This window comes from Streptomyces gardneri, from assembly GCF_006539185.1.
Classification (GTDB): Bacteria; Actinomycetota; Actinomycetes; order Streptomycetales; family Streptomycetaceae; genus Streptomyces; species Streptomyces gardneri.
In genome coordinates this window covers 23,180-47,788 of record NZ_BJMN01000027.1, presented here as the reverse complement: position 1 = coordinate 47,788, position 24,609 = coordinate 23,180, and the positions used below count along the sequence as shown (strand labels likewise).

Below are 24,609 nucleotides of genomic sequence, written 5' to 3'. Positions count from 1 at the left end.
CCGTGCCGCCGACGTCCGCGCGCGTCCCCGCCTCCGCCCCGGCCCGCGCCCCCGCCCCGGTCCCCGCCCTGCGGCTCGCCCCCGACCGGCTGCGGACCGGGATCGTCGCCGGCGCCGGAGCGGTCGCGCTCCTCTGGGGCCTCCAGGCCCGGCCCTCCGCCCGCCTCGACGCCTTCTTCGCGACCGGCGCCCACCTCACCGGGCTCCTCGCCGGGTACGGCGTCCTCGTCCTCCTCCTGCTCATGGCCCGCGTCCCGGCCGTCGAGCACGGGGTCGGCGCCGACCGGCTCGCCCGCTGGCACTCGCGCGGCGGCCGGTACGTCCTCGGTCTCATCGGCGCCCACGCCGTCCTCGCGCTCTGCGGGTACGCGGTGCACACCCACACCGACCTCGTCACCGCCACCGGGGACCTCCTCTCCTACGGGGCGATCGCCGCCGCCACCGCCGGCACCGCCCTCCTCGTCGCCGTCGGCGTCACCTCCGCCCGGGCCGTCCGCCGCCGCGTCCGGCACGAGACCTGGCGGGCCGTCCACCTGAGCGCCCTCCTCGCCGCCGCGCTCGGCTTCGTCCACCAGCTCGCGGGACCCGACGTCGCCGGGAGCCTCCTCGTCGTCTGGCTCTGGTCGATGGCCCACGCGACCGTCGGCGTCCTCCTCGTCTGGTACCGGATCGTCGTCCCCGTCCGCGCCGCCCTCCGGCACGAGCTGCGGGTCGCCGAGGTCCGCGACGAGGGCCCCGGCGTCGTCTCCGTCCTCGTCCAGGGCAGGGGAGTGGCCCGGCTGCGCGCCGAACCCGGCCAGTTCTTCCGCTGGCGCTTCCTCCGGCGCGGGCTCTGGGCGACGGCCCTGCCCTTCTCCCTCTCCGCGCCCGTCCGCGACGACACCCTGCGGATCACCGTCAAGGCGCTCGGCGACCACACCCGCCGGATCCGGCGCCTCCGCCCCGGGACACGGGTCCTCGCCTCAGGACCGTTCGGCGCGCTCACCGCCCACCGCCGCACCCGCCGCAAGGTCCTGCTGCTCGCGGGCGGGGTCGGCATCACCCCGCTGCGCGCCCTCTTCGAGACCCTGCCCGGCGGCCCCGGCGACATCACCCTCCTCTACCGGGCCTCCGACGCGGGCGGCCTCGTCCTGCGCGAGGAGCTGGAGGCCATCGCCCGTGAACGGCAGGCCGCCCTCCACTACCTCCTCGGCCCCTCGGACGGCTCCTTCGACCCCCTCGCGCCGCTCGCCCTGCGCGAGCTCGTACCGGACCTCACCGCCCACGACGTGTACCTGTGCGGCCCGCCCGCGATGGCCCGGGCCGCGACCGACTCCCTGAGCCGGGCCGGGGTGCCCGCCTCCCGCATCCACAGCGAGGACTTCGACCATGGCTAGACACAGCGCGCCCCACGTTCCGTTGGAGCAGGCCCGGCGCCGTCTCGCCGCCGCACTCCTCGGCGTCGGGGCGCTCGCCGCGACCCTGCTCACGGCAGCCGTCGCCCCGGCCGCCCCGCCCGCGCCCGACCGCGAACCGGGCGCCGCAAGCTCAGAGCTTGCTCAACGATCACAGGATTGATGGACGGGGCAACGATCGTCTCCCTAGGCTCTCGGCCATGCCCGAGATCACGCTGACCACCCTCGTCCTGCTCTGCCTCGCCGCGCTCGTGGCGGGCTGGATCGACGCCGTGGTGGGCGGCGGGGGACTGCTCATGCTCCCCGCTCTCCTGCTCGGGCTGCCGCACGCCCCGGCCGCGCACATCCTCGGCACCAACAAGGCCGTCGCGATCGTGGGCACCACCGGGGCGGCCGTCACCTACGTCCGCAGGGCGCCCGTCCAGGTCCGGACGGCGGTACGGATCGGGCTCGCGGCGCTCACGGGTTCCATGGTCGGGGCCTTCTTCGCCGCCGGGATCAGCAGTGACGTCCTGCGCCCGGTGATCATGGTGGTGCTGGTCGCCGTGGCGGCCTTCGTGATGCTGCGGCCCTCCTTCGGCGCGAAGGCCGAGGGGGCGGAGCGGGCGCCGCTGACCCGGGCCCGGATCGTGACCGCGATCGTGGTCGTCGGCGGCGGCATCGGCTTCTACGACGGCCTGTTCGGGCCGGGCACCGGCACCTTCCTCGTCCTCGCGCTGACCGCCGTGCTCCACCTGGACCTGGTGACCGCCTCCGCCACCGCGAAGATCGTCAACGTCTGCACCAACGCGGGCGCGCTCGCCATGTTCGCCTACCAGGGCAGCGTGTACTGGCAGCTGGCGGCCGTCATGGCCGTCTTCAACCTGGTGGGCGGCATGGTCGGGGCGCGGATGGCGCTGAGCAAGGGGGCCGAGTTCGTCCGCGGCGTGCTGCTGGTCGTGGTCTTCTCGCTGGTCGCGAAGCTCGCCTTCGACCAGTGGGCGTGACGGACGTCCGTCACCTCACCCCGATGAGGTGGCCGTAGGCGACCACGTTCCCCTGGTAGCCGTTCTTCTTCGAGAAGCCGCCGCCGCAGGTGATGACCCGGATCTCGGCGCGGTCCGTCTCCCCGTACACCTTCTTGTCCGGGAAGTCCTCGTTCGCGTACACCTCGACCGCGTCGACCGTGAAGACGGCGGTACGGCCGTCCTGCCGGTCCACCTCGATCCGGTGGCCCTTCTTCAGGGCGCCCAGCGTGTAGAAGACGGCCGGCCCCTGGGCGTTGTCGACGTGACCCGCGACGATCGCCGTGCCCTTGGCGCCGGGCGCGATGCCGTCCCCGTACCAGCCGGCCAGATTGCGGTCCCCCTCGGGCGGCACGTCGAGCGAGCCGTCCGCCGCCAGGCCGAGCCGTGTCATCGGGGTGTCCACGTCGGTCTCGGGGATCCGGAGCCGTACGGGCGCCGAGGGCGGCAGCGGGTCCGCGGCGGCGTCGGTGTGCACGCTCGGCCCGGCCGCGAACGCCTGGGCGGCGGACGGTACGGGCGGGGTGACGTCCTGCGAGCCGTTCTGGACGAGCCAGAGCCCGACGCAGGCGGCCACGGCTATCCCCCAGCCCTTGCTCCTGTTGCTCACCTGGATTCCCTTGGATTCCCTCGGTCGGTTCGTGATGTGGCCCTGCCCCCGCCGGGCCCGTGCGGGCGCGCGGCGGGAGCAGGGCGGGCGGGGTCTCAGTGCCCCTGCGCGCCGCTCGCCCGGCGCCGCAGGAGCCAGACACCGCCCACGGCAGCCGCGGCCAGCACCGCCGCGCCCGCCGTGACCTGGGTGGAGTCGGGGCCGATGCTGCCGCCGACGCCGGTCTGGACATGGCCGCTCGGATTCCGGTGCTTGACGGTCAGGTCTCCCCGGGCCGTCTTGCCGTTGTCACAGGCGACGCTGATGCCGTAGGTGCCGGCCTTGACGTGCTCGGGCACCCGGAACTGGCCGACCACGACCTCCTTGTGCGTGCTCGGCTCCAGCTGGAACTCACCGGCGCCCAGCGAGTTCGCGTCACCGACGCCGTGGCCGTGCTTTCCGCAGGCCAGGGTGTTGACGGTGACGTGCGTCCCCGGGGAGGCGGAGGCCGGATAGATCTCCAGCGACTGGAAGCTGTGGTCGTTGTTGTTCTCGCGGTCGTTCTCGTTGTCGGCGTACGCAGCGGGCGCCGCGAACGCCCCGATCGCGGCGACCGTCAGCGCGGTACCGGTGAACAGGCGGGCAAGGGTGCGCATGGGGTCCTCCGGAGGCGCGCGAGCGGTCGAGCCGGTCATGCCGGGGGTCCTCCCGGGAGGGACTTCCCGGAACGGACCTTCTGTGACCGAGATAAGAGCCGCCCCGCGCCCCCCGCCTGCTGATGGGGCATCAGGATTGCGCCGTCCGGTGCGGTGTGTCGGCTGGATTTCCGACGTTTACGCAGGTCAGGGCTGGCTATGCGGCGTCAGCTGACAGCTCGTGCCGAACGGGTGACCCGGCGTGTCGAGCCTCGTGCCCGCGGACGCGCCGGGCCCGCCGGACCTCGCGCGGGCCCCGCGGACGAGCCGGACCTCCCACGCCCCGCGGACAAGCCGGACCTCGCGCGCCCCGGGACCCCTTCGGGTCACAGGGCGCCGGTGAGGCTCGTGATCGCCGCCAGCGCCCACTCCTGCGCCCCGACCGTCGTCCCGGCCACGACACCCGTCGCGACCGGGGCCAGTGCCCCCCTGAGCCCGGCGAGCGCGCGGCGCAGCCGGCCCTCCTCCGGGGCGTCCGTCCGGGTGATCTCCGTGAGGACCTCCTGCGCCGCCGCCTCTGCGTCCTCGCGGTCCCGGTCGGCGAGGCCCGCCTGTGGCAGCTGCCCGAGCAGACCGGTCACCAGCTCGGCGAGCGCCTCGTAGCCGGGGGCGACCGTGCTGCCGTTGCTCTGCTGGTTCTGGGTGACCGTCTCGTTGTTCCAGGCGAACTGGGCGTGGGAGACGCCGGAGTTGAAGACCGGTCCGTCGTGATGGTGGACGTTCTGTGGGTCGTTCATGGGTGAGTACTGTCCCCTTCGGTCTGCTGCTGGACGACGTGGCCGTTGTTCCAGGCCAGTTGGACATCGTGGACGGGGCCGTTGAAGACCGGGCCGTTGAAGACCTGGAGGATCTGCGGGGGCGTGGCCGGCTTCTCCTTGTGCCGGACGACCGGGAGCGACGTCCGCAGCGAGGTCAGGTCGACGAGGCCGTTGTGCCGGACGGCCACCGCGCCCGTACCGCTCGCCCCGTCCGTGCTGTCCACCGTGCAGCCCGCCAGTCGGCCGGCGGCCTTCTCGTCGAAGCTCGCGCCCGCCACCGCGCAGTCGGTGAACGTGCTGTCGACGACGTCCAGGTAGGCGGAGCCGGTGCCGAACAGGCCCAGGCCCTCCGAGCCGGTCACGGTGACGTTCCGTGCGACGAGCCGCCCGCTGCCGAGGGCGCCGATCCCGCCGCTGCCCACCTCCGTGGCGCGGCTGTCGGTTATCTGGAGCAGGGCCTCGCCGGCGACGGCGAAGCCCACCATGCCGCCGCGCTCCGCCGTCACGTTCCGGAGGGTGACGCGCGACTGGCCGTCGATGGCCACCGCCCCCAGGCCGATGTCGCGGAACACCGCGTCGGTGACCTCGGCCGTCGTGCCGCCGTTCCCCCGGGCCTCCAGGCCGGCCGGGCAGCGCTCCACGCGTACCTGCGAGAACACGGCCCCGCCCTCGTCGTAGACCCGCAGCGCGGTGCCCGTCAGGTCCTCGGCCGCGACCCGGGTGAAGCGGCCCCGGCCGCCTTCCGTCACGGCGACGCCGACGTTGCCTCCCTCGACGCGGCAGTCCCGCACCTCGGGCGCGCCGCCCTTGGTCGAGAACACCGCGACGTTGCGCGCGCCGAGGACCCGGCAGTGCTCGAACGTCCCGAGGCCCGCGTCCTGGACGTTGATGCCGGTGTCGCGGCAGTCGGCGAACACGGAGCCGCGCACCACCGGTCCGGCGCCGCTCTTCGTGACGATCCCGTGCAGGGCGTCGGTGACGCGGGTGCGGTCCACGGAGCCCCGGGACTGCTCGACGAACATGATCCCCTCCGCGTGCACGGCGCTGATCGCGCACTCCGCCACGGCGAGCTCGCCCCGGGTGTCCGCCACGAGCGCTGCCTTCCCGGTGCCGGTCAGCTCGCAGCCGACGACCTCGGCGTACGCGTCGCAGACGCGCACCCCGTGGATCCGGCTGCCCTCGATCCGGCTGCCCCGGACCGTGACACGGGCGCCCTCGATCGCGGCGATCGCGTTGTCGGCGGCGTCGGTGAACCGGCACCGCTCGACCAGTCCGGCCGAGCCCGTGAAGACGGTGCGGCCGTACAGGACGACGCTGTCCCGCAGGGTGACGGAGGTGCGCGGCCGGGCGTGCACGGCGACGCCGTCGTGGGCCCGGACCTCCGTGCGGTCGAGCGTCAGCGTCCCCGTGTGGCAGCCGACGATGTCCACGCCGGCGTCGCGGCCGGCCAGGGTGAGGCCGTGGACGGAGACCGCGCCGAAGGCGTCGAGGACGGCGCCGCGCGGCCGGCTCACCAGGACCGAGCCCGGGCCCTCGGCCGCGGCCAGCCGGACCTCGCCCCTGACGGTGAGCGCCTCCTCGTAGTGGCCGGGTGCGATCTCGATCAGCGCCGGTCGTCCGCGTACCTCCGCGGCGCGGAGCGCGGACGTGATGTCGGGATAGGTGCGGCGGCCGCCCCGCGGCGAGACGACGTATCTCGCGACCATCCTGGCCTCGCCTCCTACAGCGTGTCCCACTCCACCGACTCGTACGCCGAGTAGACCCTCTTCATCAGGTCCTCGTCCACCGCGAGGTCGACCGTGTCGATGCCCGAAACCGGTGCGATTCCCCGGGAGTTGGTCACGAAGGCCGCGCGGTAGCCGCCCAGGTCCGCGAGCGACACCGGCCGCCGCACCGAGCCGAGCAGCGGTTCCAGGAGAGTCATCGTGATGCCCGTCAGGCAGGGCGCCGAGGGCCAGACCACCGAACTCCCGTCCCAGAAGGCGATGTTGGTGATCGCCCCTTCGGCGATGTCGCCGTACGGGGAGGTCAGCAGCGCCTCCTCGTAGCCGGCTCGCTGGGCCGCCTCCCGGTGGTAGCTCTGGCCGAAGCCGCCCAGGTGCTTGATGTGCGGCGCGGGGCGCAGGTAGTCGACGCTCATCAGGCGCTGCGGCGCCCCGGGCCCGTCCGCGGCGGGCTCGCGGACGACGACCGCGAGGCGGACGCCGTCGTACACGTACACCCGGGCCGAGGAGTCCCGTCGTCCGGAGGCCTCCACGGCTCCGGCGAGCAGGGCGCGGACCCGCTCGCCGGGCAGTTCCTCGCCGAAGAGCTCGCGGGTGGAGCGGTCGAGCCGTTCGAGGTGGAGGCCGAGCCCCTTCACGCGCCCGTCCCGCACCTGCATCGCCGTGAAGTGGCCGAAGCCGCTCATGAGGGTCGCCAGGAGCTCGGGGTCGCCCGCCGGGACCCCGTCGATCTCGATGTGCGTGGGAGGTGTCGTCATGCCTTCACCGTACGACCTGAGAAAAGACGCTTGACCTCAACCAAGCTTGAGGTACCACGATCATCGACATGGACCTCACGAACTCCACCTCGACCACCGTCTCTTCCGCCCGGGCCGCCGGTTCCGCCGCCGCGCCCACCGCCTCCTCCTCCGCCCCGCTGAACCTCGCCCTGATCGTCGCGAGCGACCGCGAAGGCCGCTTCGCCCCCGTCATCACCGACTGGCTCCGCTCCCGGCTCGCCGAGCGCGAGGACTTCGCCGTGACGGTCGTCGACCTCGCCGAGATCGACCTCCCCACCTCCCTCTCCCGCAACCCCTCCCCGGCCGTCCGCGCCGAACTCGCCAAGGTCTCCCCGGTCCTTGCCGCCGCCGACGCCTTCGTCGTCCTCACCCCCGAGTACAACCACTCCTTCCCCGCCTCCCTCAAGAACCTCATGGACTGGCACTTCACCGAGTGGCAGGCCAAGCCCGTCGGCTTTGTCTCCTACGGCGGCATCTCCGGCGGCCTGCGGGCCGTCGAGCAGCTCCGCCAGGTCTTCGCCGAGCTGCACGCCGTCACCGTTCGCGACACCGTCTCCTTCCACTCCGCCTGGGGACTCTTCGACGACGAGGGACGCCACAAGGACCCCGCCGGCGCCGAGGGCGCGGCCAAGGTCCTCCTCGACCAGCTCGCCTGGTGGGCGCTCGCGCTCAAGGAAGCCAAGTCCACCCGCCCGTACGCCGCGTGAGGAACCGTCACCATGCTGCTCGGACTCCTCGCTCCCCGCCTCAGGCCCTACCGGGCCCTCCTCGCCCTCCTCGTGCTCCTCCAGCTCGTCCAGTCCCTCGCCTCGCTCGCCCTGCCCGCCCTCAACGCCGGAGTCATCGACGAGGGCGTCCTCCGCGGGGACGCCGACCGTGTCCTCGGCGGGGGCGCCACGATGCTCGGCGTCACCCTCCTCCAGGCCGTGGCGGCCGCCGCCGCCACCTACACCGGCGCCAGGATCGCCATGGGAGTCGCCCGCGACCTGCGCTCCGAGGTCTTCCGCCGCGTCCAGGACTTCTCCGCCCAGGAGCGGGGCCGCTTCGGCACCGCCTCCCTCATCACCCGCACGACCAACGACGTCCAGCAGGTCCAGACGTTCACCGTCCTCGTCCTGACGATGCTGGTCGCCGCGCCCCTGCTCTGCGCCGGCGGACTCGCCATGGCGCTGCGCCAGGACGTGCCGCTCGCCCTCGTCCTGCTTCTCTTCGTGCCCGTCATGACCGGCGCCGTCGGCACCGTCGTCCTGCGGATGCGGCCCCTCTTCCGCGGCATGCAGGAGCGCGTCGACCGGGTCAACCGCGTGCTGCGCGAACAGATCACCGGCGTCCGCGTGGTCCGCGCCTTCGTCCGCGACCGGCACGAGCGGGAACGCTTCGGCGCCGCCAACGACGAACTCCTCACCGTCGGCCTCCGGGCCGGCCGGCTCCAGGCGCTCATGTTCCCGACGGTGCTCATCGTCTGGCAGCTGACGACCGTCCTCCTCGTGTACGTCGGCGCGCACCGCATCGACAGCGGCGACCTCCAGCCCGGCGGGCTCGTCGCCTTCCTCGGCTACCTGCTCCAGACCTCCATGTCCGTGATGATGGTCCTCTTCCTCCTCATGCACATGCCGCGTGCCGAGGTCGGCGCCGAGCGCATCCGCGAGGTCCTCGACACCCCGCTCTCCGTCACCCCGCCGGCCGAGCCCGTCCGCGTCCTCCAGGGCACCGGACGCCTCGACCTCACGGGCGTCGACTTCCGGTACCCGGGCGCAGAGGAGCCGGTCCTCAAGGACGTCGGCCTCGTCGCACGCCCCGGGGAGACCACCGCGATCATCGGCTCCACCGGCAGCGGCAAGTCGACGCTCCTCGGGCTCGTGCCCCGGCTCTTCGACGCCACCGGCGGCGAGGTCCTCGTCGACGGCGTCGACGTCCGCGAACTCGACCCCGCCCTGATGGCGCGGACGGTGGGCCTGGTGTCGCAGAAGCCCTATCTCTTCTCGGGGACGGTGGCGACGAACCTGCGGTACGGGAAACCCGACGCGAGCGACGAGGAGCTCTGGCACGCCCTGGAGACCGCCCAGGCCGCCGACTTCGTGCGGGCCCTCGACGAGGGCCTGGACGCCCCGGTCACCCAGGGCGGCGGCAACTTCTCCGGCGGCCAGCGGCAGCGGCTCGCCATCGCCCGGGTCCTCGTCGCCCGCCCCCGCCTCTACCTCTTCGACGACTCCTTCTCCGCCCTCGACGCCCGCACCGACGCCCGGCTCCGCGAAGCGCTCCGCCGGGAGACGGCCGACGCGACCGTGGTGATCGTCGCCCAGCGCGTCTCCACCATCCGCCACGCCGACCGGATCGTCGTCCTCGACCGGGGCCGGACCGCCGGCACCGGCACCCACGAGTCCCTCATGCGGGACAGCGCCACCTACCGGGAGATCGTCCTCTCCCAGCTCACCGAGGAGGAAGCCGCATGAGTACGGCCACGGAGACCCGGACCGAGAACGACGGCACCGACCCCGACCGCACCCCCTCCGACCGCACCACATCAGGCGGCGCCACCTCCGACCGCGCCACCTCCGACGGCGCCACCCCTGCCGGCACCGCCCCGCACCGCACCGCCCCCGCCCGCAGCGGCCCCCCGGCCAAGGAGCGCACCGCAGGCCCCGGCCTCGCCACCCCCGCCCTCGAACGCTCCCTGGCCTTCCGCGCCTCCGGCCTCCGCCTCCTGCGCACCCTCGCCCCCGACAAGGCCTTACTGCTCGCCGTCCTCGCCGTCGGCGCCACGGCCGTCGCCCTCGGCGTCCTCAGCCCCCTCCTCCTCGGCCGCGCCACCGACCTCGTCATCACCGGCGCCGCCGGCCCGGCCGGCGTCGACTTCGCGGCCGTCGGCCGGATCCTGGCCCTCTCCGTCGTGATCGTCGCCGCCTCGTCCCTGTTCACCTGGTTCCAGCTGCGGATCGCCACCACCGTCGTCCAGCGGGCCGGCCGGCGCCTGCGCGAGCAGGCCCAGCACAAGCTGGCCCGGCTGCCCCTCACGTACTTCGACCGGCAGCCGCGCGGCGAGGTCCTCTCCCGCACCACGAACGACATCGACAACATCACCCAGACCCTCCAGCAGGCCTTCAGCCAGATGACCCGGGCCCTGCTCAGCCTCATCGGCGTCCTCGCGATGATGTTCTGGATCTCCCCGGTCCTCGCCCTCGTCGCCCTCGCCACCGTGCCCGTCTCGGTCGTCGTCGCCGCCTTCGTCGGACGGCGCGCCCAGCCGCAGTTCGTGAAGCAGTGGGCCGTCACCGGCCGGCTCGGCAGCCACGTCGAGGAGATGATCACCGGCCACACCGAGGTCGTCGCCTTCGGCCGGCGCACCGAGGCCGTGCAGCGCTTCGACGAGATCGGCGAGGAGCTGTACCGGGCGAGCTTCCGCGCCCAGTTCGTGTCCGGCTTCATCCAGCCCGCGCTGACCTTCGTCGGCAACCTCAACTACGTGGTCCTCGCGGTGGTCGGCGGCCTGCGGGTGGCGAGCGGCACCCTGACCGTCGGAGACGTCCAGGCCTTCATCCAGTACTCGTACGACTTCAACGGCCCGATCAACCAGGTCGCCGCCATGGCCAACCTCCTCCAGTCCGGGGTGGCCTCCGCCGAGCGGGTCTTCGACCTCCTCGACGCCGACGAGGAGACCCCGGATCCGGCGGAGCCGCAGCGCCCCGCCCAGGTCAGGGGCCGGGTCTCCTTCGAGAAGGTCGCCTTCCGCTACGAGCCCGACAAGCCGCTCGTCGAGGACCTGTCGCTCACCGTCGAACCGGGCCGGACGGTCGCGATCGTCGGCCCGACGGGCGCCGGCAAGACGACCCTCGTCAACCTCCTCATGCGGTTCCACGAGGTCACCGGCGGCCGGATCACCCTGGACGGCACGGACATCGCGAAGATGTCCCGCGAGGAGCTGCGGGCCGGGATCGGCATGGTCCTCCAGGACACCTGGCTCTTCGGCGGCACCATCGCCGACAACATCGCCTACGGACTGCCCGGCGAGGTCTCCCGGGAGCGGATCGTCGAGGCCGCCAGGGCCGCGCACGCCGACCGCTTCGTCCGGACCCTCCCCGACGGGTACGACACCGTCCTCGACGAGGACGGGGGAGGCCTCAGCGCCGGCGAGAAGCAGCTGGTCACGCTCGCCAGGGCGTTCCTGTCCGAGCCGGTGATCCTCGTCCTCGACGAGGCCACCAGCTCCGTCGACACCCGCACCGAGCTCCTCGTCCAGCAGGCCATGTCGTCCCTCCGCGCGGGCCGCACCAGCTTCGTCGTCGCCCACCGGCTCTCCACGATCCGGGACGCGGACACGATCCTGGTCATGGAGAGCGGCTCGATCGCCGAGCAGGGCACCCACGAGGAGCTGCTCGCCGCCGGAGGCGCGTACGCCCGGCTGTACGAAGCCCAGTTCGCCGGAGCGTGAAGGCTCAGTACGGTGAGGGCGTGACCACTCTCGCCCTCACCGTCCTCACGACCACCGACAGCCCCGAGAAGGCCGAGACGCTCGCGCGCGGCGCCGTCGAGGCCCGGCTCGCCGCCTGCGCCCAGGTCTCCGGTCCCGTCACCTCCGTCTACCACTGGCAGCGGGCCATCGAGACCGCCGAGGAGTGGCAGGTGGTGTTCAAGACCACCGAGGCCCGCTACGAGGACCTGGAGGCCTATCTCCTCGCCGCCCACGACTACGAGACGCCGGAGATCATGGCCACCCCCGTCGTCCGGGCCTCCTCCGCCTATCTGGCGTGGCTCGGCAGGGAGGTGGCGCACCCGTGACCGCGCCGGCCGGCCTCATACCCCTGCCGTTCTTCGTGTACGGGACGCTGCGCCCCGGCGCGTACAACCACGACCGGCTCCTCCTCGGCCGGACGGCCGCGGAGGAGGAGGCCCGGCTCCCGGGCGCCCTCCTCTACGACGGCCCCGGCTACCCGTACGCGGTGCCCGGCGCGGGCACGGTCGCGGGCACCCTCGTGACGGCGGCGCCCGAGGCGTACGGCGAACTGCTCGGCGCGCTGGACCGGATGGAGGGCGACGCCGGGTACGAGCGGGCCGCCGTCGAGGCGGTCCGGCTCCGCGACGGCGGGTCCGTCCGGGCCTGGACCTACCTCGCGGCCCCCGAGACGGCACTCGGCCCGCTCATCCCCACCGGCGACTGGTTCCGGACAGGGCCTAGGCGTCCCGCTCCAGGCGTACCGCGCACACCTTGAACTCGGGCATCCGGGAGACCGGGTCGAGCGCCGGATTGACGAGCGTGTTCGCCCGGCCCTCGCCCGCCCAGTGGAACGGCATGAAGACGGTGTCCGGCCGGATCGCCGTCGTGATCCTGGCCGGGGCGACGGCCCGGCCCCGCCGCGAGACCACCGCGAGCCGCTCGCCCTCGGCCACCCCGAGCCGCTCGGCGAGCCGCGGGTGCAGCTCGACGAAGGGCCCGGGCGCCGCCGCGTTCAGCTCGTCGACCCGCCGGGTCTGGGCGCCCGACTGGTACTGGGACACCACCCGGCCCGTGGTGAGGACGACCGGGTACCCGGCGTCGGTCTCCTCCGCCGCCGGCCGGTGCACCACCGGCACGAACCGGGCCCGCCCGTCGGGGGTCGCGAACCGGTCGAGGAAGAGCCGGGGCGTACCGCCGTGGTCCTCGTCGGGGCAGGGCCAGAAGACGCCCTGCTCCTCCTCGATGCGCCGGTAGTCGATGCCCGCGTAGTCGGCGGGGCCGCCGGCGGAGGCCCGGCGCAGCTCCTCGAAGACCTCCTCGGCATCCGTCGGGAAGCCCTTCTCCCAGCCGAGCAGCCCGGCGAGCCCGTGCAGCACCTCCAGGTCGCTGCGGACCCCGGCGGGCGGGGTGAGGGCGCGGCGCCGGAGCAGCACCCTGCCCTCCAGATTGGTCATGGTGCCGGTCTCCTCGGCCCACTGGGTGACGGGCAGGACGACGTCGGCGAGCGCGGCGGTCTCGGAGAGGACGACGTCGGCGACGGCGAGGAAGTCCAGCGAGCGCAGCCGCCCCTCGACGTGTGCGGCGCGGGGCGCGGAGACGACCGGGTTGGAGCCCATGAGGAGCAGGGACTTCACCTCGCCGCCGAGCGCGTCGAGGAGCTCGTACGCGCTCCGCCCCGGACCCGGCAGCACCTCGGGGTCCACGCCCCACACCCCGGCGACGTGCGCGCGGGCGGCCGGGTCGTCGAGTTTGCGGTAGCCGGGCAGCTGGTCGGCCTTCTGGCCGTGCTCGCGGCCGCCCTGGCCGTTGCCCTGGCCGGTGAGACAGCCGTAGCCGCTCAGCGGCCGGCCCGCCCTGCCGGTGGCGAGACAGAGGTTGATCCAGGCGCCGACGGTGTCGGTGCCCTTGGACTGCTGCTCGGGGCCGCGGGCGGTCAGCACCATGCCGCTGCCGGCGTCGCAGAACATCGCGACCGCCTCCCGCAGCTCCGGCACGGACACGCCGGTGATCCGCTCGACCTGCTCGGGCCAGTGGGACATGGCCCCGGCCCGGGCCGCGGCCCAGCCGTCGGTGCGCGCCGCCACGAACTCCTCGTCCACGCGTCCTTCGGCCACCACGAGGTGGAGCATGCCGAGGGCGAGCGCGAGGTCGGTGCCGGGGCGCGGCGCGAGGTGGAGGTCGGCCTGCTCGGCGGTGCGGGTGCGGCGCGGGTCGACGACGATCAGCTTCCCGCCGTTCTCCCGCAGCTCGGTGAGGTACCGCAGGGCGGGCGGCATGGTCTCGGCGAGGTTGGAGCCGACGAGGATCACACAGCCGGTCCTCGGGATGTCGTCCAGGGGGAAGGGGAGTCCCCGGTCGAGGCCGAAGGCCCGCTGGTGCGCGGCGGCGGCGGACGACATGCAGAAGCGCCCGTTGTAGTCGATCTGCGAGGTGCCGAGCACGAGCCGGGCGAACTTCCCCAGCGTGTAGGCCTTCTCGTTGGTGAGCCCGCCGCCGCCGAAGACCCCCACGGCATCGGCACCGTGGTCGGCGCGGGTTCGACGCAGTCCGTCGGCGACGGCGGCGAGCGCCTCCTCCCAGGTCGCGGGCCGCAGATCCCCCGTGTCAGGGCATCGGACCAGGGGCTCGGTGAGCCGGACCCGGGAGGAGAGTACGGAGGGGGCGGTGCGGCCCTTGCCGCACAGGGCGCCCCGGTTCACGGGGAAGTCGGTCCGCTCGACCACCTCGGCGGGCAGCTCCGGGGTGCCGGTGGGGCGGAGCGACATGCCGCACTGCAGGGCGCAGTAGGGGCAGTGGGTCGGGACGGCGGTGGCGTCGGACATGCCGCCAGCGTGGGTCAGGCGTGTTACGCGGGGCGGCGCCCCGTATTACGGGCGCGGTGCCATGCCCTCCGCCGGGGGAGCCGTCACGGGTGAGGCGAGGGCCTCGGTGACGCCGGTCTCCTCGGGCCCGAGGAAGTGCGGATCGGGGCGCAGGCCCGCGTCGAGGGCGGCCTTGCCCGCCGCGAAGAGCTCCCGGGTGGTGCCGTAGTACCAGGTGCCGTCGCGGGGTTCGGCGACCCCGACCCCGTACGCGTCGACGCCCGCCCGGCCGCACAGCGCGACGGCCCGCTTGATGTGGAAGTCCTGGGTGACGAGGACGGCCCGGTCGACGCCGAAGACCTTCTTGGCCCGCACGCAGGAGTCCCAGGTGTCGAAGCCCGCGTAGTCGCTGACGATCCGGCCGTCGGGCACCCCGCGCTCGGTGAGGTAGGCGCGCATGGCGCTGGGCTCGTCGTATGCGGTCCTGCTGTTGTCGCCGGTGACGAGCAGGACCCGGACCTTGCCCTCGCGGTACAGCTCGGCGGCCGTGTCGAGCCGGTGCGCGAGATACGGGGTGGGGCGCCCCTTCCACAGCCCGGCGCCGAACACGACGGCGACGTCCCGGGCGGGCACGTCGGCGGTGGTACGGATCTTCCCGGCTGCGGCGGTGTGCATCCAGGTGACGGGGGCGAGCGCGAGGACCGCTCCCAGCATGACGGCCTGGACGGTGCGGCGGCGCGCCCGGGTGGTGCGGGGTATCGACCGGGTGAGCCGTGCCGTCATGCGGAAACCTCCGTGGGGGCGTCGATCGGTGGCGGTCTGTCACCCCGTCCGACGCGCTTCGGAGGCGTTCGGTTCGCCGGACGCCCGGAGTGTTCCGTAGAGCACACCGGAGAGCCCCAGGCCGATGACCATGCCGAGGAGCTGGGCGGCGGCGAAGGCGGGCACCGACCCGGGGGCGATCCCGGTGAAGGAGTCGGAGAAGGAGCGGCCGAGGGTGGCGGCCGGATTGGCGAAGGAGCCGGACGAGGTGAACCAGATCGCCGCACCGATGTACCCGGCGACCGCGACCGGGGCGAGACCGGGGCGGCCGATGCGGCGCAGGCCCTGCACGACGAGGACGAGCCCGGCGGTGGCGACGGCCTCGCCGAGGAGGAGGTGGAGCGCGGCGCGGGGCTCGGTGGCCCAGGCGCCGGGCGCCCGCCCGAACATCGCCTCGGCGAGCAGGGCGCCGGTGACGGCCCCGGCGAGCTGGGCGCCGATGTAGGCGAGGGCCTCGCGCCCGCCGCGGTCGTGGCGGCGGGACCACCACTCCGACAGGGTCACGACGGGGTTGAAGTGGGCCCCGGAGAGCGGGCCGATGAGGGCGATGAGCAGACCGAGGCCGAGGGCGGAGGCGGCGGCGTTGGCGAGCAGGCGGACGCCGATGTCCTGGCTGAGGGCGTCGGCGCGGATGCCGGAGCCGACGACGACGGCGACGAGGGCGGCGGTGCCGATGAACTCGGCGGCGGTGCGCCGGGGGAGAGAGGGCGGGGACATTCTCATGGCGGAAAATATATTCCGCAGAACGGAACACGAAAAGAATGAGGAAGCAGGAATCGGGGAACACCCCTACGATCCGCCCATGATCATCGATGCCGTCCGCAACAACGCCGAGTGGTGCGAGGCCATGTGCCGCGCCCACGGACACCCCGGCACCTTCGGCCCCCGCGCCTGGACGAACGACCGCCGCACCCCGCTGTACTACCCGGACGCGGTGACGCTCACCGAGGACGCGGACGTGAAGGACGTCCTGACCGGCATCGACCGCAGCACCCCCGGAGCCTCCGTCAAGGACAGCTTCGGCCGCCTCGACCTGGCCGCCGAGGGCTTCCGCCTCCTCTTCGAGGCGCAGTGGATCGCCCGGCCCGCCGGCCTGCCCGTCCCCGCCGCCACCGGCGACTGGCGCCCAGTCCGCACCCCTGAGGAACTCACCGCCTGGGCCCTCGCGTGGAGCGACGGCGACGAGGAGGCGGAGCTCTTCCGCCCCGAACTCCTCGCCGACGAGGCCACGACGATCGTCGTGGGCCACGGCCCCGACGGCCGGATCCTCGGCGGCGCGGTCCTCAGCGACAGCGGCGCGGTGACGGGCGTCTCCAACCTCTTCACCACCGGAGACACCGACCCGGCCCAGGTCTGGGCGGGCTGCCTGACCCTCGCGGACGCCACCCGCCCCGTCGTCGGCTACGAGGCCGGCGACGACCTCGCCCCCGCCCTCGCCGCAGGCTTCGAGGAAACGGGCCCGCTCCGGGTCTGGCTGGACGCCTGACACCGCCGGGGCCGCCCGCGTGAGGTCACGGAAAGAACTCGTGACCCCGACGCAACGGGCAGGCAACGTGCCGCCCCCAGGATCGGTGCATGACGGATTCGGACAGCACGTTCGACAGCGCCGCCGAGCTGCTCGGCAGGATCACCGAGCAGCTCGCGGCGCAGCTCGGCCAGGTGCATCCGGGCGGCCGTCGGCAGCGGAAGCACGACGAGGAGGTACGCCCGCCCATGAACGCTCCCACCCTCGTCGCCGTCGGCCACGGCAGCCGCGACCCCCGCGCCCGGGCCACCCTCGGCCGCCTCCTCGACCGGGTCCGCGAGCTGCGCCCCGGGCTCGACGTGCGCCTCGCCCACATAGAACTGAACGCCCCGCTGCTCGACGAGACCCTCGCGGACCTCGCCGCCGAAGGCCGGGACGCCGTCCTCGTCCCCCTGCTCTTCGCCCCCGGCCACCACGTCACCCACGACCTGCCCGCCGCCCTCGCCGCCGCACCCGCCCTCCGGGCCCGGGTCGCCGAGCCGCTCGGCGCGCACCCGCTCCTCGTCGAGGCCCTCGCCGGCCGGCTCACCGAGGCCGGCTGGACCCCCGAGGACGGCACCTCCCGCTCCACCGGAGTCGTCCTCGCCTCCGCCGGCTCCCGCGACCCCCGGTCCGGCGCCGAGATCCGCCGGATCGCCGCCCTCCTCGGCGAGCGGCTCGGCGGGGTCCCGGTCGTCCCCGCGTACGCCTCCGCCGCCACCCCCACCGTCCCCGAGGCCGTCCGCGCGCTCGCCGCCCGAGGCCGCCACCGCGTCGCCGTCGCCTCCTGCTTCACCGCCCCCGGCCTCTTCGCGACCCGCGCCGCCGCCCACGCCCCCTGGCTCGCCGCCGCCCCGCTCGGCGCCCACCCGGCCCTCGCCCGCCTGGTCCTGCACCGCTACGAACAGGCCCGCACGGCCCGCACCACCACCCCCGTGCGGGAACTCGCCGCCATCTGACCTCTTCTGTCGGTCCCTCCGGTTACCTTCGAACCATGGAAGGCATCGCAGACACCAAGGACGGCACAGGCATTACCGACACCACCGACACCCCCGGCTACGACTCCTCCGCGACCGAGCGCTGGGCCGCCGAGCCCGACAAACGCCCGGGCCGCACCGCCTTCCAGCGCGACCGCGCCCGCGTGCTGCACTCCGCCGCGCTGCGCAGGCTCGCCGGCAAGACCCAGGTCGTCACCCCCGGCACCCGCAGCCACGCCTGGGACGCCAGCCCCCGTACCCGGCTCACCCACTCCCTGGAGTGCGCCCAGGTCGGGCGTGAGCTCGGCGCCGCCCTCGGCTGCGACCCCGACCTCGTCGAGGCCGCCTGCCTCTCCCACGACATGGGCCACCCGCCCTTCGGGCACAACGGCGAGCAGGCGCTCAACGACGTCGCCAAGGACTGCGGCGGCTTCGAGGGGAACGCCCAGTCGCTCCGCCTCCTCACCCGCATCGAGCCCAAGCGCTTCGTGAAGGAGGCCGACGGGGAGCTCGTCAGCGTCGGCCTCAACCTCACCCGCGCCGCGCTCGACGCCGCCACCAAGTACCCCTGGCCGCGCGGCGGCCACCCCGAGGACCCCGGCTCGCCCAAGTTCGGCGTGTACGAGGACGACCTGCCCGTCTTCGCATGGATCCGGCAGGGCGCCCCCGCCCACCGCAAGTGCTTCGAGGCCCAGGTCATGGACTGGTCCGACGACGTGGCCTACTCGGTCCACGACTTCGAGGACGGCCTGCACGCCGGACACATCGACCCCAACATGCTCCTCGCCGAGCCCGAGCGCGCCGACATCTGGACCGTCGCCATCGGGCGGTACGTCCCCGAGGACACCGACCCGCAGGAGCTCGCCGAGGCCCTCGACCGGCTCGTCGACCAGGAGTGGTGGCCCCACGGCTACGACGGCTCGGCGGTCGCCCAGGCCCGCCTCAAGGACGCCACCAGCCAGCTCATCGGCCGCTTCTGTCTCGCCGCCGAAGGTGCCACCCGGGAGGCGTACGGCTCCGGCCGCCTGACCCGTTACGCCGCCGAGCTCGTCGTCCCCCGCGAGGCGCGCAACGAATGCGCCGTCCTCAAGGCCGTCGCCGACCGGTACGTGATGCAGCGTGCCGAGCAGGAGGTCCTCCGCGCCGACCAGCGCGTCGTCGTCGCCGAGCTCGCCGAGGCCCTCGTCGCCCGCGCCCCCGACGGCCTCGAACCGCAGTTCCGGGCCGCCTTCGACGCCGCGCGCGACGACCGGGCCCGCAAGCGCGTCATCGTCGACCAGATCGCCAACCTCACCGACGCCGCCGCCCGGGCCCTCCACCGCCGCCTCCGCCCCCACCACGCGTAGGTCCTCTTCCGTCACCCGGCTCCGTGCGGGACGCTCGCATGCACGCCCCGAGGCGGTACGGCCGGACGAACGCCCGGGGGCGTAGGTTGGAACCGGTCGCAACGAGGAGGAATCGACGTGGTCGACGCAGATCAGACCTTTGTCATCGTGGGCGGAGGACTGGCAGGGGCCAAGGCGGCGGAGACACTGCGCTCCGAGGGGTTCAACGGCCGGGTGATCCTCATCGGCGACGAGCGCGACCACCCCTACGAGCGCCCACCCCTCTCCAAGGGCTACCTCACCGGCGCCAAGGAGCGGGACTCGGTCTTCGTCCACGAGGCCGCCTGGTACGCGGCGCACGACATCGAGCTCCACCTCGGCCAGGCCGTCACCGCCGTCGACCGCGAGGCCCGCACGGTCCGCCTCGGCGACGGCACCGTCATCCGCTACGACAAGCTGCTCCTCGCCACCGGCGCCGAGCCGCGCCGCCTCGACGTCCCCGGCACCGAGCTCGCCGGCGTCCACCACCTGCGCCGGCTCGCCCACGCCGACCGGCTCCGCCAGGTCCTCGCCGCCCTCGGCCGGGACAACGGCCACCTGGTGATCGCCGGCGCCGGCTGGATCGGCCTGGAGGTCGCCGCCGCGGCCCGCGGCTACGGCGCCGAGGTCACCGTCGTCGAGTACGAGCCCACCCCGCTCCACCGCGTCCTCGGCCCCGAGCTCGGCCAGCTCTTCGCCGACCTCCACAGCGACCACGGCGTCCGCTTCCACTTCGGCGTGAAGCTCACCGAGATCGTCGGCCAGGACGGCATGGTCCTCGCCGTCCGCACCGACGACGGCGAGGAGCACCCCGCGCACGCCGTGCTCGCCGCGATCGGCGCCGCGCCCCGTACCGCCCTCGCCGAGAACTCCGGGCTCGCCCTCGTCGACCGGGCCGACGGCGGCGGCATCGCCGTCGACGAGTCGCTGCGCACCTCCGACCCCGACATCTACGCCGCGGGGGACGTGGCCGCCGCCCACCACCCATCGCTCCACACCCGGCTCCGCGTCGAGCACTGGGCCAACGCCCTCAACGGCGGCCCGGCCGCCGCCCGCGCCATGCTCGGGCAGCTCGTCTCCTACGACCGGGTGCCCTACTTCTTCTCCGACCAGTACGAGCTGGGCATGGAGTACTCCGGCTGGGCGCCCCCGGGCACGTACGACCAGGTCGTGGTCCGCGGCGACACCGGCAAGCGCGAGTTCATCGCCTTCTGGCTGAAGGAGGGCCGGGTCCTCGCGGGCATGAACGTGAATGTGTGGGACGTCACAGAGCCGATCCAGCAGCTCATCCGTTCCCGGGCGGCCGTGGACCCCGAGGCCCTCGCCGACCCCTCCGTACCCCTGGAGAACCTGATCTGATCACCTCCGCCCACCCGTAGACTTCATGCGTGGCAGGCAGGATCAACGATGACGACGTGAAGGCGGTACGGGACGCGGTCCCGATCGACGCCGTCGTGTCCGAGTACCTCCAGCTGCGCAACGCGGGCGGCGGAAACCTCAAAGGTCTCTGCCCCTTCCACGACGAGAAGTCGCCCTCCTTCCAGGTCAGCCCCAGCAAGGGACTGTTCCACTGCTTCGGCTGCCAGGAGGGCGGCGACACCATCGCCTTCGTGATGAAGATCGACCACCTCTCCTTCTCGGAGACGGTCGAGCGCCTCGCCGCGAAGGCGGGCATCACCCTGCGGTACGAGGAAGGCGGCTACAACCCCGGCCACCAGCGCGGGGAGCGCATCCGCCTCGTCGAGGCGCACAAGGTCGCCACCCAGTTCTACATCGACCAACTCGACTCGCCCGAGGCCGAGATCGGCCGCAAGTTCCTCGCCGAGCGCGGCTTCGACCAGGCCGCCGCCGCCCACTTCGGCGTCGGCTACTCGCCGGCCGGCTGGGACCACCTCACCCGCTTCCTGCGCGGCAAGGGCTTCTCCGACAAGGAACTGATCGTCTCCGGCCTCTCCCAGGACGGCCGCCGCGGCCCCATCGACCGCTTCCGCGGCCGCCTCATGTGGCCCATCAGGGACGTCGGCGGCGACGTCGTCGGCTTCGGCGCGCGCAAGCTCCGCGACGACGACAACGGCCCCAAGTACCTCAACACGCCCGAGACGCCGATCTACAAGAAGTCCCAGGTGCTCTACGGCATCGACCTGGCCAAGAAGGACATCGCGAAGGTCAGCCGGGCCGTCGTCGTCGAGGGCTACACCGACGTCATGGCCTGCCACCTCGCCGGCGTCACCACCGCCATCGCCACCTGCGGCACCGCCTTCGGCGGCGACCACATCAAGATCCTCCGCCGCCTCCTGATGGACAACGGCTCGGCCCGCGTCATCTTCACCTTCGACGGCGACGCCGCAGGCCAGAAGGCCGCCCTGCGCGCCTTCGAGGACGACCAGAAGTTCGCCGCCGAGACGTACATCGCCATCGCCCCCGACGGCATGGACCCCTGCGACCTGCGGCTCGCCAAGGGCGACGCGGCCGTCGCCGAACTCGCCGAGCCCCGCACCCCGCTCTTCGAGTTCGCGCTCCGCCAGATCGTGAAGCGGTACGACCTGGAGACCCCGGCCGGCCGCGCCGCCGCACTCGACGAGGCCGCCCCCGTCGTCGCCCGCATCAAGAACATCGGCGCCCAGCACGAGGTCGCCGTCCAGCTCGCCGGCATGCTCGGCATCCTCGACACCCAGTTCGTCGTCAAGCGCGTCGCCCAGCTCGCCCGCTGGGCGCGCGACCGCGGCGGCAAGGGCCCCGCGCAGCAGCAGCCCGGGCAGCGCGGCTACGACACCCCGGCCCCGCAGGCCGCACCCTCCGGGCCCGCGCTCAACCTGCGCAGCCCCGCCCACCGCACCGAGCGCGAGCTCCTCAAGCTCGCCCTCCAGCGCCCCGAACTGGTCTCGCCGGCCTTCGACGCGTACGGCATCGACGAGTTCACCGCCCCGCCCTACGCGGCCGTCCGCCAGTGCGTCCAGGACGCCGGCGGTGCCACCGGCGCGCCCTCCGACTACCTCGACACCGTCCGCGAGGCCGCCCCCAACGACACCGTCCGGGCCCTCGTCACCGAACTCGCCGTCGAGACGATCTTCGCCAAGACGATCGACGAGGTCTACGCAGGCGCCCAGCTCGTCCAGGTCCGGCTCCGCGCCGTCGACCGCCGCATCCGCGACGTCCAGGGCACCCTGGCCCGGCTCGGCGCCCACGGCGACCCGGAACAGCTCGCGGCCGTGCAGAACGAACTGTGGGTGCTCACCCAGTACGGCCAGTCCCTGCGGAACAACGGCGCCGACGCACTCTGACCGTCGGTCACGGTCCGAACTCAAAAAGTCACCGCACGCCCCTCGTGGCGGCGATGTGTCGTACCCCACACTGGATGACGGTGTCGTTCCGCCCCTCCTGGAGGTCGCCCGCCGTGCAGACCGAGATCCAGACCACCGAACAGGACGAGCCGGCCGAACTCCCCGAGGTCCCGGAGGTCCCGCCGCAGCGCCGCCGCGCCGACCTCGGCGGCAACGGACCCTCCTCCGACCTGTTCCGCCAGTACCTCCGCGAGATCGGCCGCATCCCGCTCCTCAGCGCCGAGGAGGAGGTCGAACTGGCCCGGCGCGTCGAGGCCGGACTCTTCGCCGAGGAGAAACTCACCACCACCCCCGACCTCGACAGCCGCCTCGCGAGCGACCTGGACCGGCTCGTCGTCCTCGGCCGCATCGCCAAGCGCAAGCTCATCGAGGCCAACCTCCGCCTCGTCGTCTCCGTCGCCAAGCGGTACGTCGGCCGCGGCCTCACCATGCTCGACCTCGTCCAGGAGGGGAACCTCGGCCTCATCCGGGCCGTCGAGAAGTTCGACTACGCGCGCGGCTACAAGTTCTCCACGTACGCGACCTGGTGGATCCGCCAGGCCATGTCCCGGGCCCTCGCCGACCAGGCCCGGACCATCCGCGTCCCCGTGCACGTCGTCGAACTCATCAACCGGGTCATCCGCGTCCAGCGCCGCATGCTCCAGGAACGCGGCTACGAACCCACCGCGGAAGAGGTCGCCGCCCAGCTCGACCTGGCCCCCGAACGGGTCGGCGAGGTCCTCCGCCTCGCCCAGGAACCGGTCTCCCTGCACGCCCCCGTCGGCGAGGAGGACGACGTCGCCCTCGGCGACCTCATCGAGGACGGCGACGCCGCCTCACCCGTCGAGTCCGCGGCCTTCCTGCTGCTCCGCCGCCACCTGGAGGACGTGCTCTCCACCCTCGGCGAACGTGAACGGAAGGTCGTCCAGCTCCGCTACGGCCTCGACGACGGCAGGCCCCGCACCCTGGAGGAGATAGGACGCATCTTCGGCGTGACACGCGAACGCATCCGCCAGATCGAGTCCAAGACCCTCGGTAAACTGCGGGACCACGCCTACGCGGACCAGCTGCGCGGCTACCTCGACTAGCCGATCTCCCGCACCGTGAGCGTCCACGGCCCGTCCGCACTGAAGAGCAGCAGCAGCGGCCCCTGCGGGATCGGGACGGTGTGCACCAGCGGACCGGTGGCATTCACGATCAGGGTGGGGTGGGTCAGGAGCGTCGTGCGCCCGGCGACCTCGTGGTACCACATACCGGCGTACCCGCTGCCGTCCTCCTTGCCTTCGAAGTGCACCCGGAGGTCGGCCGCGCCGCCCGTGAACAGCAGGGCCTCGGGGCCGTACCCGCGCAGCGTGCCCGTCAGGTGTCGGGCGGAGGCGACGGGGCTCACGCGCAGGGCCCAGCGGTTGCGGCTGTTCGCATGGACGCGCAGCCGCAGAGAGCGGTCCCCGGGGGCCCGGATGACCGAACTCCCCGTGAAGTGCGGGAGGGTGGTGTTGAAGAGGTAGTCGTCGTCCTTGTTGAACTTGTTCAGCGAGAAGACGCCGAAATAGTCCTCGCCCTCGTGCGCGGCCTCGACCAGGACGGGACCGGGCGGGACGCGGCCGTCCACGGTGACCACCTCGCCGCCCTTGCCGGAGGCCGTGAAGGGCTCGAAGAGCGGCCCGAACTCCCAGCCCTCGACGAGCTCGTACGGCCGCTCGACGGGCGGGTACGCGGTGGGGACGGGCGACGGTGTGGGGGCGGGCCACGGTGTGGGGACGGGGGCGGTGGTGGGGGCGGGCGACGCCGTCGGGGCGGGCGTGCCGCCGGCTTCCCCGGCCTTTCGGGCGGGCGCGCTCGGGGCCGCGAGTGCCTGCCACGGTGACTGGGCCAGTGACCGACTCGGCGTCTGGCCCGGCGCCTTGGCCACGCCGGTCAGCGGGACGGGCCCGTTGGCAGGAACCGCGACCGGCTGCTCCACTTCCTTCTCGACCTCGACCCCGTACGCCGTGACGAGCTCCGCGAGCCCGGAGGCGTACCCCTTGCCGATCCCGGTGAACTTCCAGCCGCCCGACTCGCGGAAGAACTCGCCGTACACGACGGCCTCCGCGTCGTCGGGACGCGCGATCAGCCAGGCGACGACCACCGCCCTGTCCGGGGCCATCGCGGCCAGCGAGCCGGAGGTCGCCGGACCGGCGATCACGATGCGCTGGACCTCCGGCTCCACCTCGTGCAGTGCGAGGGACAGCGACTTCTTCGTGTGCTTCACCGCGCCGGACGGGTGAACGGGCTGCCCCTCGAAGACCATGTCCGCGTCTCCGCGGACCCGGCCGTCCGCGCCGAGCAGCAGCGCCGCTATGTCCGCGTTTCCGATGCCGACCAACAGGGTGACCGAAGGCACCCAGGAACTCTCGGTTGTGTGACCCATGCCGCATATCTTGCGGCACGGGTCACACCCCGGTCG

General features: G+C 73.5%; 23 protein-coding genes. 14 read left to right on the top strand and 9 right to left on the bottom strand.

Translation table 11 applies throughout. The features are described 5' to 3' along the window. Nucleotides 1-68 precede the first annotated feature (68 nt). The 3 genes from SGA01_RS20865 to SGA01_RS20855 are packed head-to-tail and all read left to right on the top strand — an operon-like array spanning nt 69 to nt 2,380. Nucleotides 69-1,376, top strand: a complete 1,308-nt coding sequence (locus tag SGA01_RS20865; protein ID WP_141298038.1) for a ferredoxin reductase family protein — start codon at nt 69-71, stop codon at nt 1,374-1,376. Further along, nucleotides 1,369-1,557 carry a hypothetical protein gene (locus tag SGA01_RS20860; RefSeq protein ID WP_141297958.1) on the top strand — a complete coding sequence of 63 codons (189 nt, stop codon included), beginning with the start codon at nt 1,369-1,371 and terminating at the stop codon, nt 1,555-1,557. The genes SGA01_RS20865 and SGA01_RS20860 overlap by 8 nt, the downstream gene beginning before the upstream one ends. 37 nt (nt 1,558-1,594) lie before the next feature. Next, entirely contained in the window at nt 1,595-2,380 is a 786-nt protein-coding gene (locus SGA01_RS20855; RefSeq protein WP_141297957.1) for a sulfite exporter TauE/SafE family protein, read from the top strand. A 10-nt stretch (nt 2,381-2,390) separates the two neighbouring features. On the opposite strand, the gene SGA01_RS20850 is transcribed toward SGA01_RS20855, so the two are convergent. The 5 genes from SGA01_RS20850 to SGA01_RS20830 form a co-directional block, all read right to left on the bottom strand. Further along, nucleotides 2,391-3,008, bottom strand: coding sequence for a class F sortase (locus SGA01_RS20850; RefSeq protein WP_141297956.1), 618 nt, complete (start codon nt 3,006-3,008; stop codon nt 2,391-2,393). A 95-nt stretch (nt 3,009-3,103) separates the two neighbouring features. Then, nucleotides 3,104-3,643 (bottom strand): GVDTG sorting domain-containing protein, encoded by a 540-nt coding sequence (locus SGA01_RS20845; RefSeq protein ID WP_141298037.1) that lies wholly within the window; start codon nt 3,641-3,643, stop codon nt 3,104-3,106. 365 nt (nt 3,644-4,008) lie between these two features. Further along, nucleotides 4,009-4,419 (bottom strand): hypothetical protein, encoded by a 411-nt coding sequence (locus SGA01_RS20840; RefSeq protein WP_141297955.1) that lies wholly within the window; start codon nt 4,417-4,419, stop codon nt 4,009-4,011. After that, nucleotides 4,416-6,146, bottom strand: coding sequence for a right-handed parallel beta-helix repeat-containing protein (locus SGA01_RS20835; RefSeq protein WP_141297954.1), 1,731 nt, complete (start codon nt 6,144-6,146; stop codon nt 4,416-4,418). Before SGA01_RS20835 ends, SGA01_RS20840 begins: the two co-directional genes overlap by 4 nt. A 14-nt stretch (nt 6,147-6,160) precedes the next feature. Continuing rightward, a complete protein-coding gene (locus SGA01_RS20830; RefSeq protein ID WP_141297953.1) occupies nt 6,161-6,922 on the bottom strand; it encodes an aminotransferase class IV in 762 nt (253 codons plus the stop codon). 68 nt (nt 6,923-6,990) lie between these two features. Here SGA01_RS20830 and SGA01_RS20825 point away from each other — a divergent pair, with 68 nt between their 5' ends. From SGA01_RS20825 to SGA01_RS20805, 5 genes are read left to right on the top strand one after another with little or no spacing between them, the layout of a single operon-like run. Then, complete coding sequence (locus SGA01_RS20825) at nt 6,991-7,650, top strand: NADPH-dependent FMN reductase (RefSeq protein WP_141297952.1); 660 nt, start codon at nt 6,991-6,993, stop codon at nt 7,648-7,650. A gap of 12 nt (nt 7,651-7,662) precedes the next feature. Then, the gene (locus SGA01_RS20820; RefSeq protein WP_141297951.1) at nt 7,663-9,396 is read left to right on the top strand and encodes an ABC transporter ATP-binding protein; all 1,734 of its coding nucleotides are present in this window, start codon (nt 7,663-7,665) and stop codon (nt 9,394-9,396) included. Continuing rightward, nucleotides 9,393-11,372 carry an ABC transporter ATP-binding protein gene (locus tag SGA01_RS20815; protein WP_229917535.1) on the top strand — a complete coding sequence of 660 codons (1,980 nt, stop codon included), beginning with the start codon at nt 9,393-9,395 and terminating at the stop codon, nt 11,370-11,372. Before SGA01_RS20820 ends, SGA01_RS20815 begins: the two co-directional genes overlap by 4 nt. Before the next feature lie 20 nt (nt 11,373-11,392). Continuing rightward, nucleotides 11,393-11,719, top strand: coding sequence for a divalent-cation tolerance protein CutA (gene cutA / locus SGA01_RS20810; protein WP_055646302.1), 327 nt, complete (start codon nt 11,393-11,395; stop codon nt 11,717-11,719). Beyond that, nucleotides 11,716-12,150, top strand: a complete 435-nt coding sequence (locus tag SGA01_RS20805; RefSeq protein WP_229917537.1) for a gamma-glutamylcyclotransferase family protein — start codon at nt 11,716-11,718, stop codon at nt 12,148-12,150. Before cutA ends, SGA01_RS20805 begins: the two co-directional genes overlap by 4 nt. On the opposite strand, the gene SGA01_RS20800 is transcribed toward SGA01_RS20805, so the two are convergent. The 3 genes from SGA01_RS20800 to SGA01_RS20790 are packed head-to-tail and all read right to left on the bottom strand — an operon-like array spanning nt 12,113 to nt 15,721. Then, on the bottom strand, nt 12,113-14,197 hold the full coding sequence (locus tag SGA01_RS20800; RefSeq protein ID WP_141297950.1) for a molybdopterin oxidoreductase family protein: 2,085 nt from the start codon (nt 14,195-14,197) through the stop codon (nt 12,113-12,115). The two genes, SGA01_RS20805 and SGA01_RS20800, sit on opposite strands and share 38 nt — an antisense overlap. 45 nt (nt 14,198-14,242) lie before the next feature. After that, the gene (locus SGA01_RS20795) at nt 14,243-14,959 is read right to left on the bottom strand and encodes a SanA/YdcF family protein (protein WP_055643588.1); all 717 of its coding nucleotides are present in this window, start codon (nt 14,957-14,959) and stop codon (nt 14,243-14,245) included. A 39-nt stretch (nt 14,960-14,998) separates the two neighbouring features. Beyond that, nucleotides 14,999-15,721 carry an aquaporin gene (locus SGA01_RS20790; protein ID WP_141297949.1) on the bottom strand — a complete coding sequence of 241 codons (723 nt, stop codon included), beginning with the start codon at nt 15,719-15,721 and terminating at the stop codon, nt 14,999-15,001. A 79-nt stretch (nt 15,722-15,800) separates the two neighbouring features. Between SGA01_RS20790 and SGA01_RS20785 the strand changes: the two genes are divergently transcribed. The 6 genes from SGA01_RS20785 (at nt 15,801) to SGA01_RS20760 (ending at nt 23,251) form a co-directional block, all read left to right on the top strand. Further along, entirely contained in the window at nt 15,801-16,484 is a 684-nt protein-coding gene (locus SGA01_RS20785; protein ID WP_141297948.1) for a hypothetical protein, read from the top strand. 89 nt (nt 16,485-16,573) lie between these two features. Then, nucleotides 16,574-17,461: a sirohydrochlorin chelatase gene (locus tag SGA01_RS20780; protein WP_141297947.1), complete on the top strand. Its 888-nt coding sequence runs from the start codon at nt 16,574-16,576 to the stop codon at nt 17,459-17,461. 35 nt (nt 17,462-17,496) lie between these two features. After that, the gene (locus SGA01_RS20775) at nt 17,497-18,825 is read left to right on the top strand and encodes a deoxyguanosinetriphosphate triphosphohydrolase (protein ID WP_174867402.1); all 1,329 of its coding nucleotides are present in this window, start codon (nt 17,497-17,499) and stop codon (nt 18,823-18,825) included. A 117-nt stretch (nt 18,826-18,942) separates the two neighbouring features. After that, a complete protein-coding gene (locus SGA01_RS20770) occupies nt 18,943-20,202 on the top strand; it encodes an NAD(P)/FAD-dependent oxidoreductase (protein WP_141297946.1) in 1,260 nt (419 codons plus the stop codon). A gap of 29 nt (nt 20,203-20,231) precedes the next feature. Next, on the top strand, nt 20,232-22,124 hold the full coding sequence (gene dnaG / locus SGA01_RS20765) for a DNA primase (protein WP_141297945.1): 1,893 nt from the start codon (nt 20,232-20,234) through the stop codon (nt 22,122-22,124). Nucleotides 22,125-22,237: 113 nt separating this feature from the next. After that, nucleotides 22,238-23,251 carry an RNA polymerase sigma factor gene (locus tag SGA01_RS20760; RefSeq protein ID WP_174867400.1) on the top strand — a complete coding sequence of 338 codons (1,014 nt, stop codon included), beginning with the start codon at nt 22,238-22,240 and terminating at the stop codon, nt 23,249-23,251. On the opposite strand, the gene SGA01_RS20755 is transcribed toward SGA01_RS20760, so the two are convergent. Beyond that, nucleotides 23,248-24,573 (bottom strand): TerD family protein, encoded by a 1,326-nt coding sequence (locus SGA01_RS20755; RefSeq protein ID WP_229917539.1) that lies wholly within the window; start codon nt 24,571-24,573, stop codon nt 23,248-23,250. The two genes, SGA01_RS20760 and SGA01_RS20755, sit on opposite strands and share 4 nt — an antisense overlap. Between the last annotated feature and the right edge of the window lie 36 nt (nt 24,574-24,609).

Excerpts from the sequence above, each read along its gene's own strand:
- SGA01_RS20775 (WP_174867402.1), top strand. The coding sequence starts at position 17,497 with ATGGAAGGCATCGCAGACACCAAGGACGGCACAGGCATTACCGACACC.
- SGA01_RS20800 (WP_141297950.1), bottom strand. The coding sequence starts at position 14,197 with ATGTCCGACGCCACCGCCGTCCCGACCCACTGCCCCTACTGCGCCCTG.
- SGA01_RS20825 (WP_141297952.1), top strand. The coding sequence starts at position 6,991 with ATGGACCTCACGAACTCCACCTCGACCACCGTCTCTTCCGCCCGGGCC.
- SGA01_RS20860 (WP_141297958.1), top strand. The coding sequence starts at position 1,369 with ATGGCTAGACACAGCGCGCCCCACGTTCCGTTGGAGCAGGCCCGGCGC.
- SGA01_RS20845 (WP_141298037.1), bottom strand. The coding sequence starts at position 3,643 with ATGCGCACCCTTGCCCGCCTGTTCACCGGTACCGCGCTGACGGTCGCC.
- SGA01_RS20840 (WP_141297955.1), bottom strand. The coding sequence starts at position 4,419 with ATGAACGACCCACAGAACGTCCACCATCACGACGGACCGGTCTTCAAC.
- SGA01_RS20855 (WP_141297957.1), top strand. The coding sequence starts at position 1,595 with ATGCCCGAGATCACGCTGACCACCCTCGTCCTGCTCTGCCTCGCCGCG.
- SGA01_RS20780 (WP_141297947.1), top strand. The coding sequence starts at position 16,574 with ATGACGGATTCGGACAGCACGTTCGACAGCGCCGCCGAGCTGCTCGGC.
- SGA01_RS20785 (WP_141297948.1), top strand. The coding sequence starts at position 15,801 with ATGATCATCGATGCCGTCCGCAACAACGCCGAGTGGTGCGAGGCCATG.
- SGA01_RS20755 (WP_229917539.1), bottom strand. The coding sequence starts at position 24,573 with ATGGGTCACACAACCGAGAGTTCCTGGGTGCCTTCGGTCACCCTGTTG.
- SGA01_RS20820 (WP_141297951.1), top strand. The coding sequence starts at position 7,663 with ATGCTGCTCGGACTCCTCGCTCCCCGCCTCAGGCCCTACCGGGCCCTC.
- SGA01_RS20795 (WP_055643588.1), bottom strand. The coding sequence starts at position 14,959 with ATGACGGCACGGCTCACCCGGTCGATACCCCGCACCACCCGGGCGCGC.
- SGA01_RS20815 (WP_229917535.1), top strand. The coding sequence starts at position 9,393 with ATGAGTACGGCCACGGAGACCCGGACCGAGAACGACGGCACCGACCCC.
- SGA01_RS20835 (WP_141297954.1), bottom strand. The coding sequence starts at position 6,146 with ATGGTCGCGAGATACGTCGTCTCGCCGCGGGGCGGCCGCCGCACCTAT.
- SGA01_RS20790 (WP_141297949.1), bottom strand. The coding sequence starts at position 15,721 with ATGAGAATGTCCCCGCCCTCTCTCCCCCGGCGCACCGCCGCCGAGTTC.
- SGA01_RS20830 (WP_141297953.1), bottom strand. The coding sequence starts at position 6,922 with ATGACGACACCTCCCACGCACATCGAGATCGACGGGGTCCCGGCGGGC.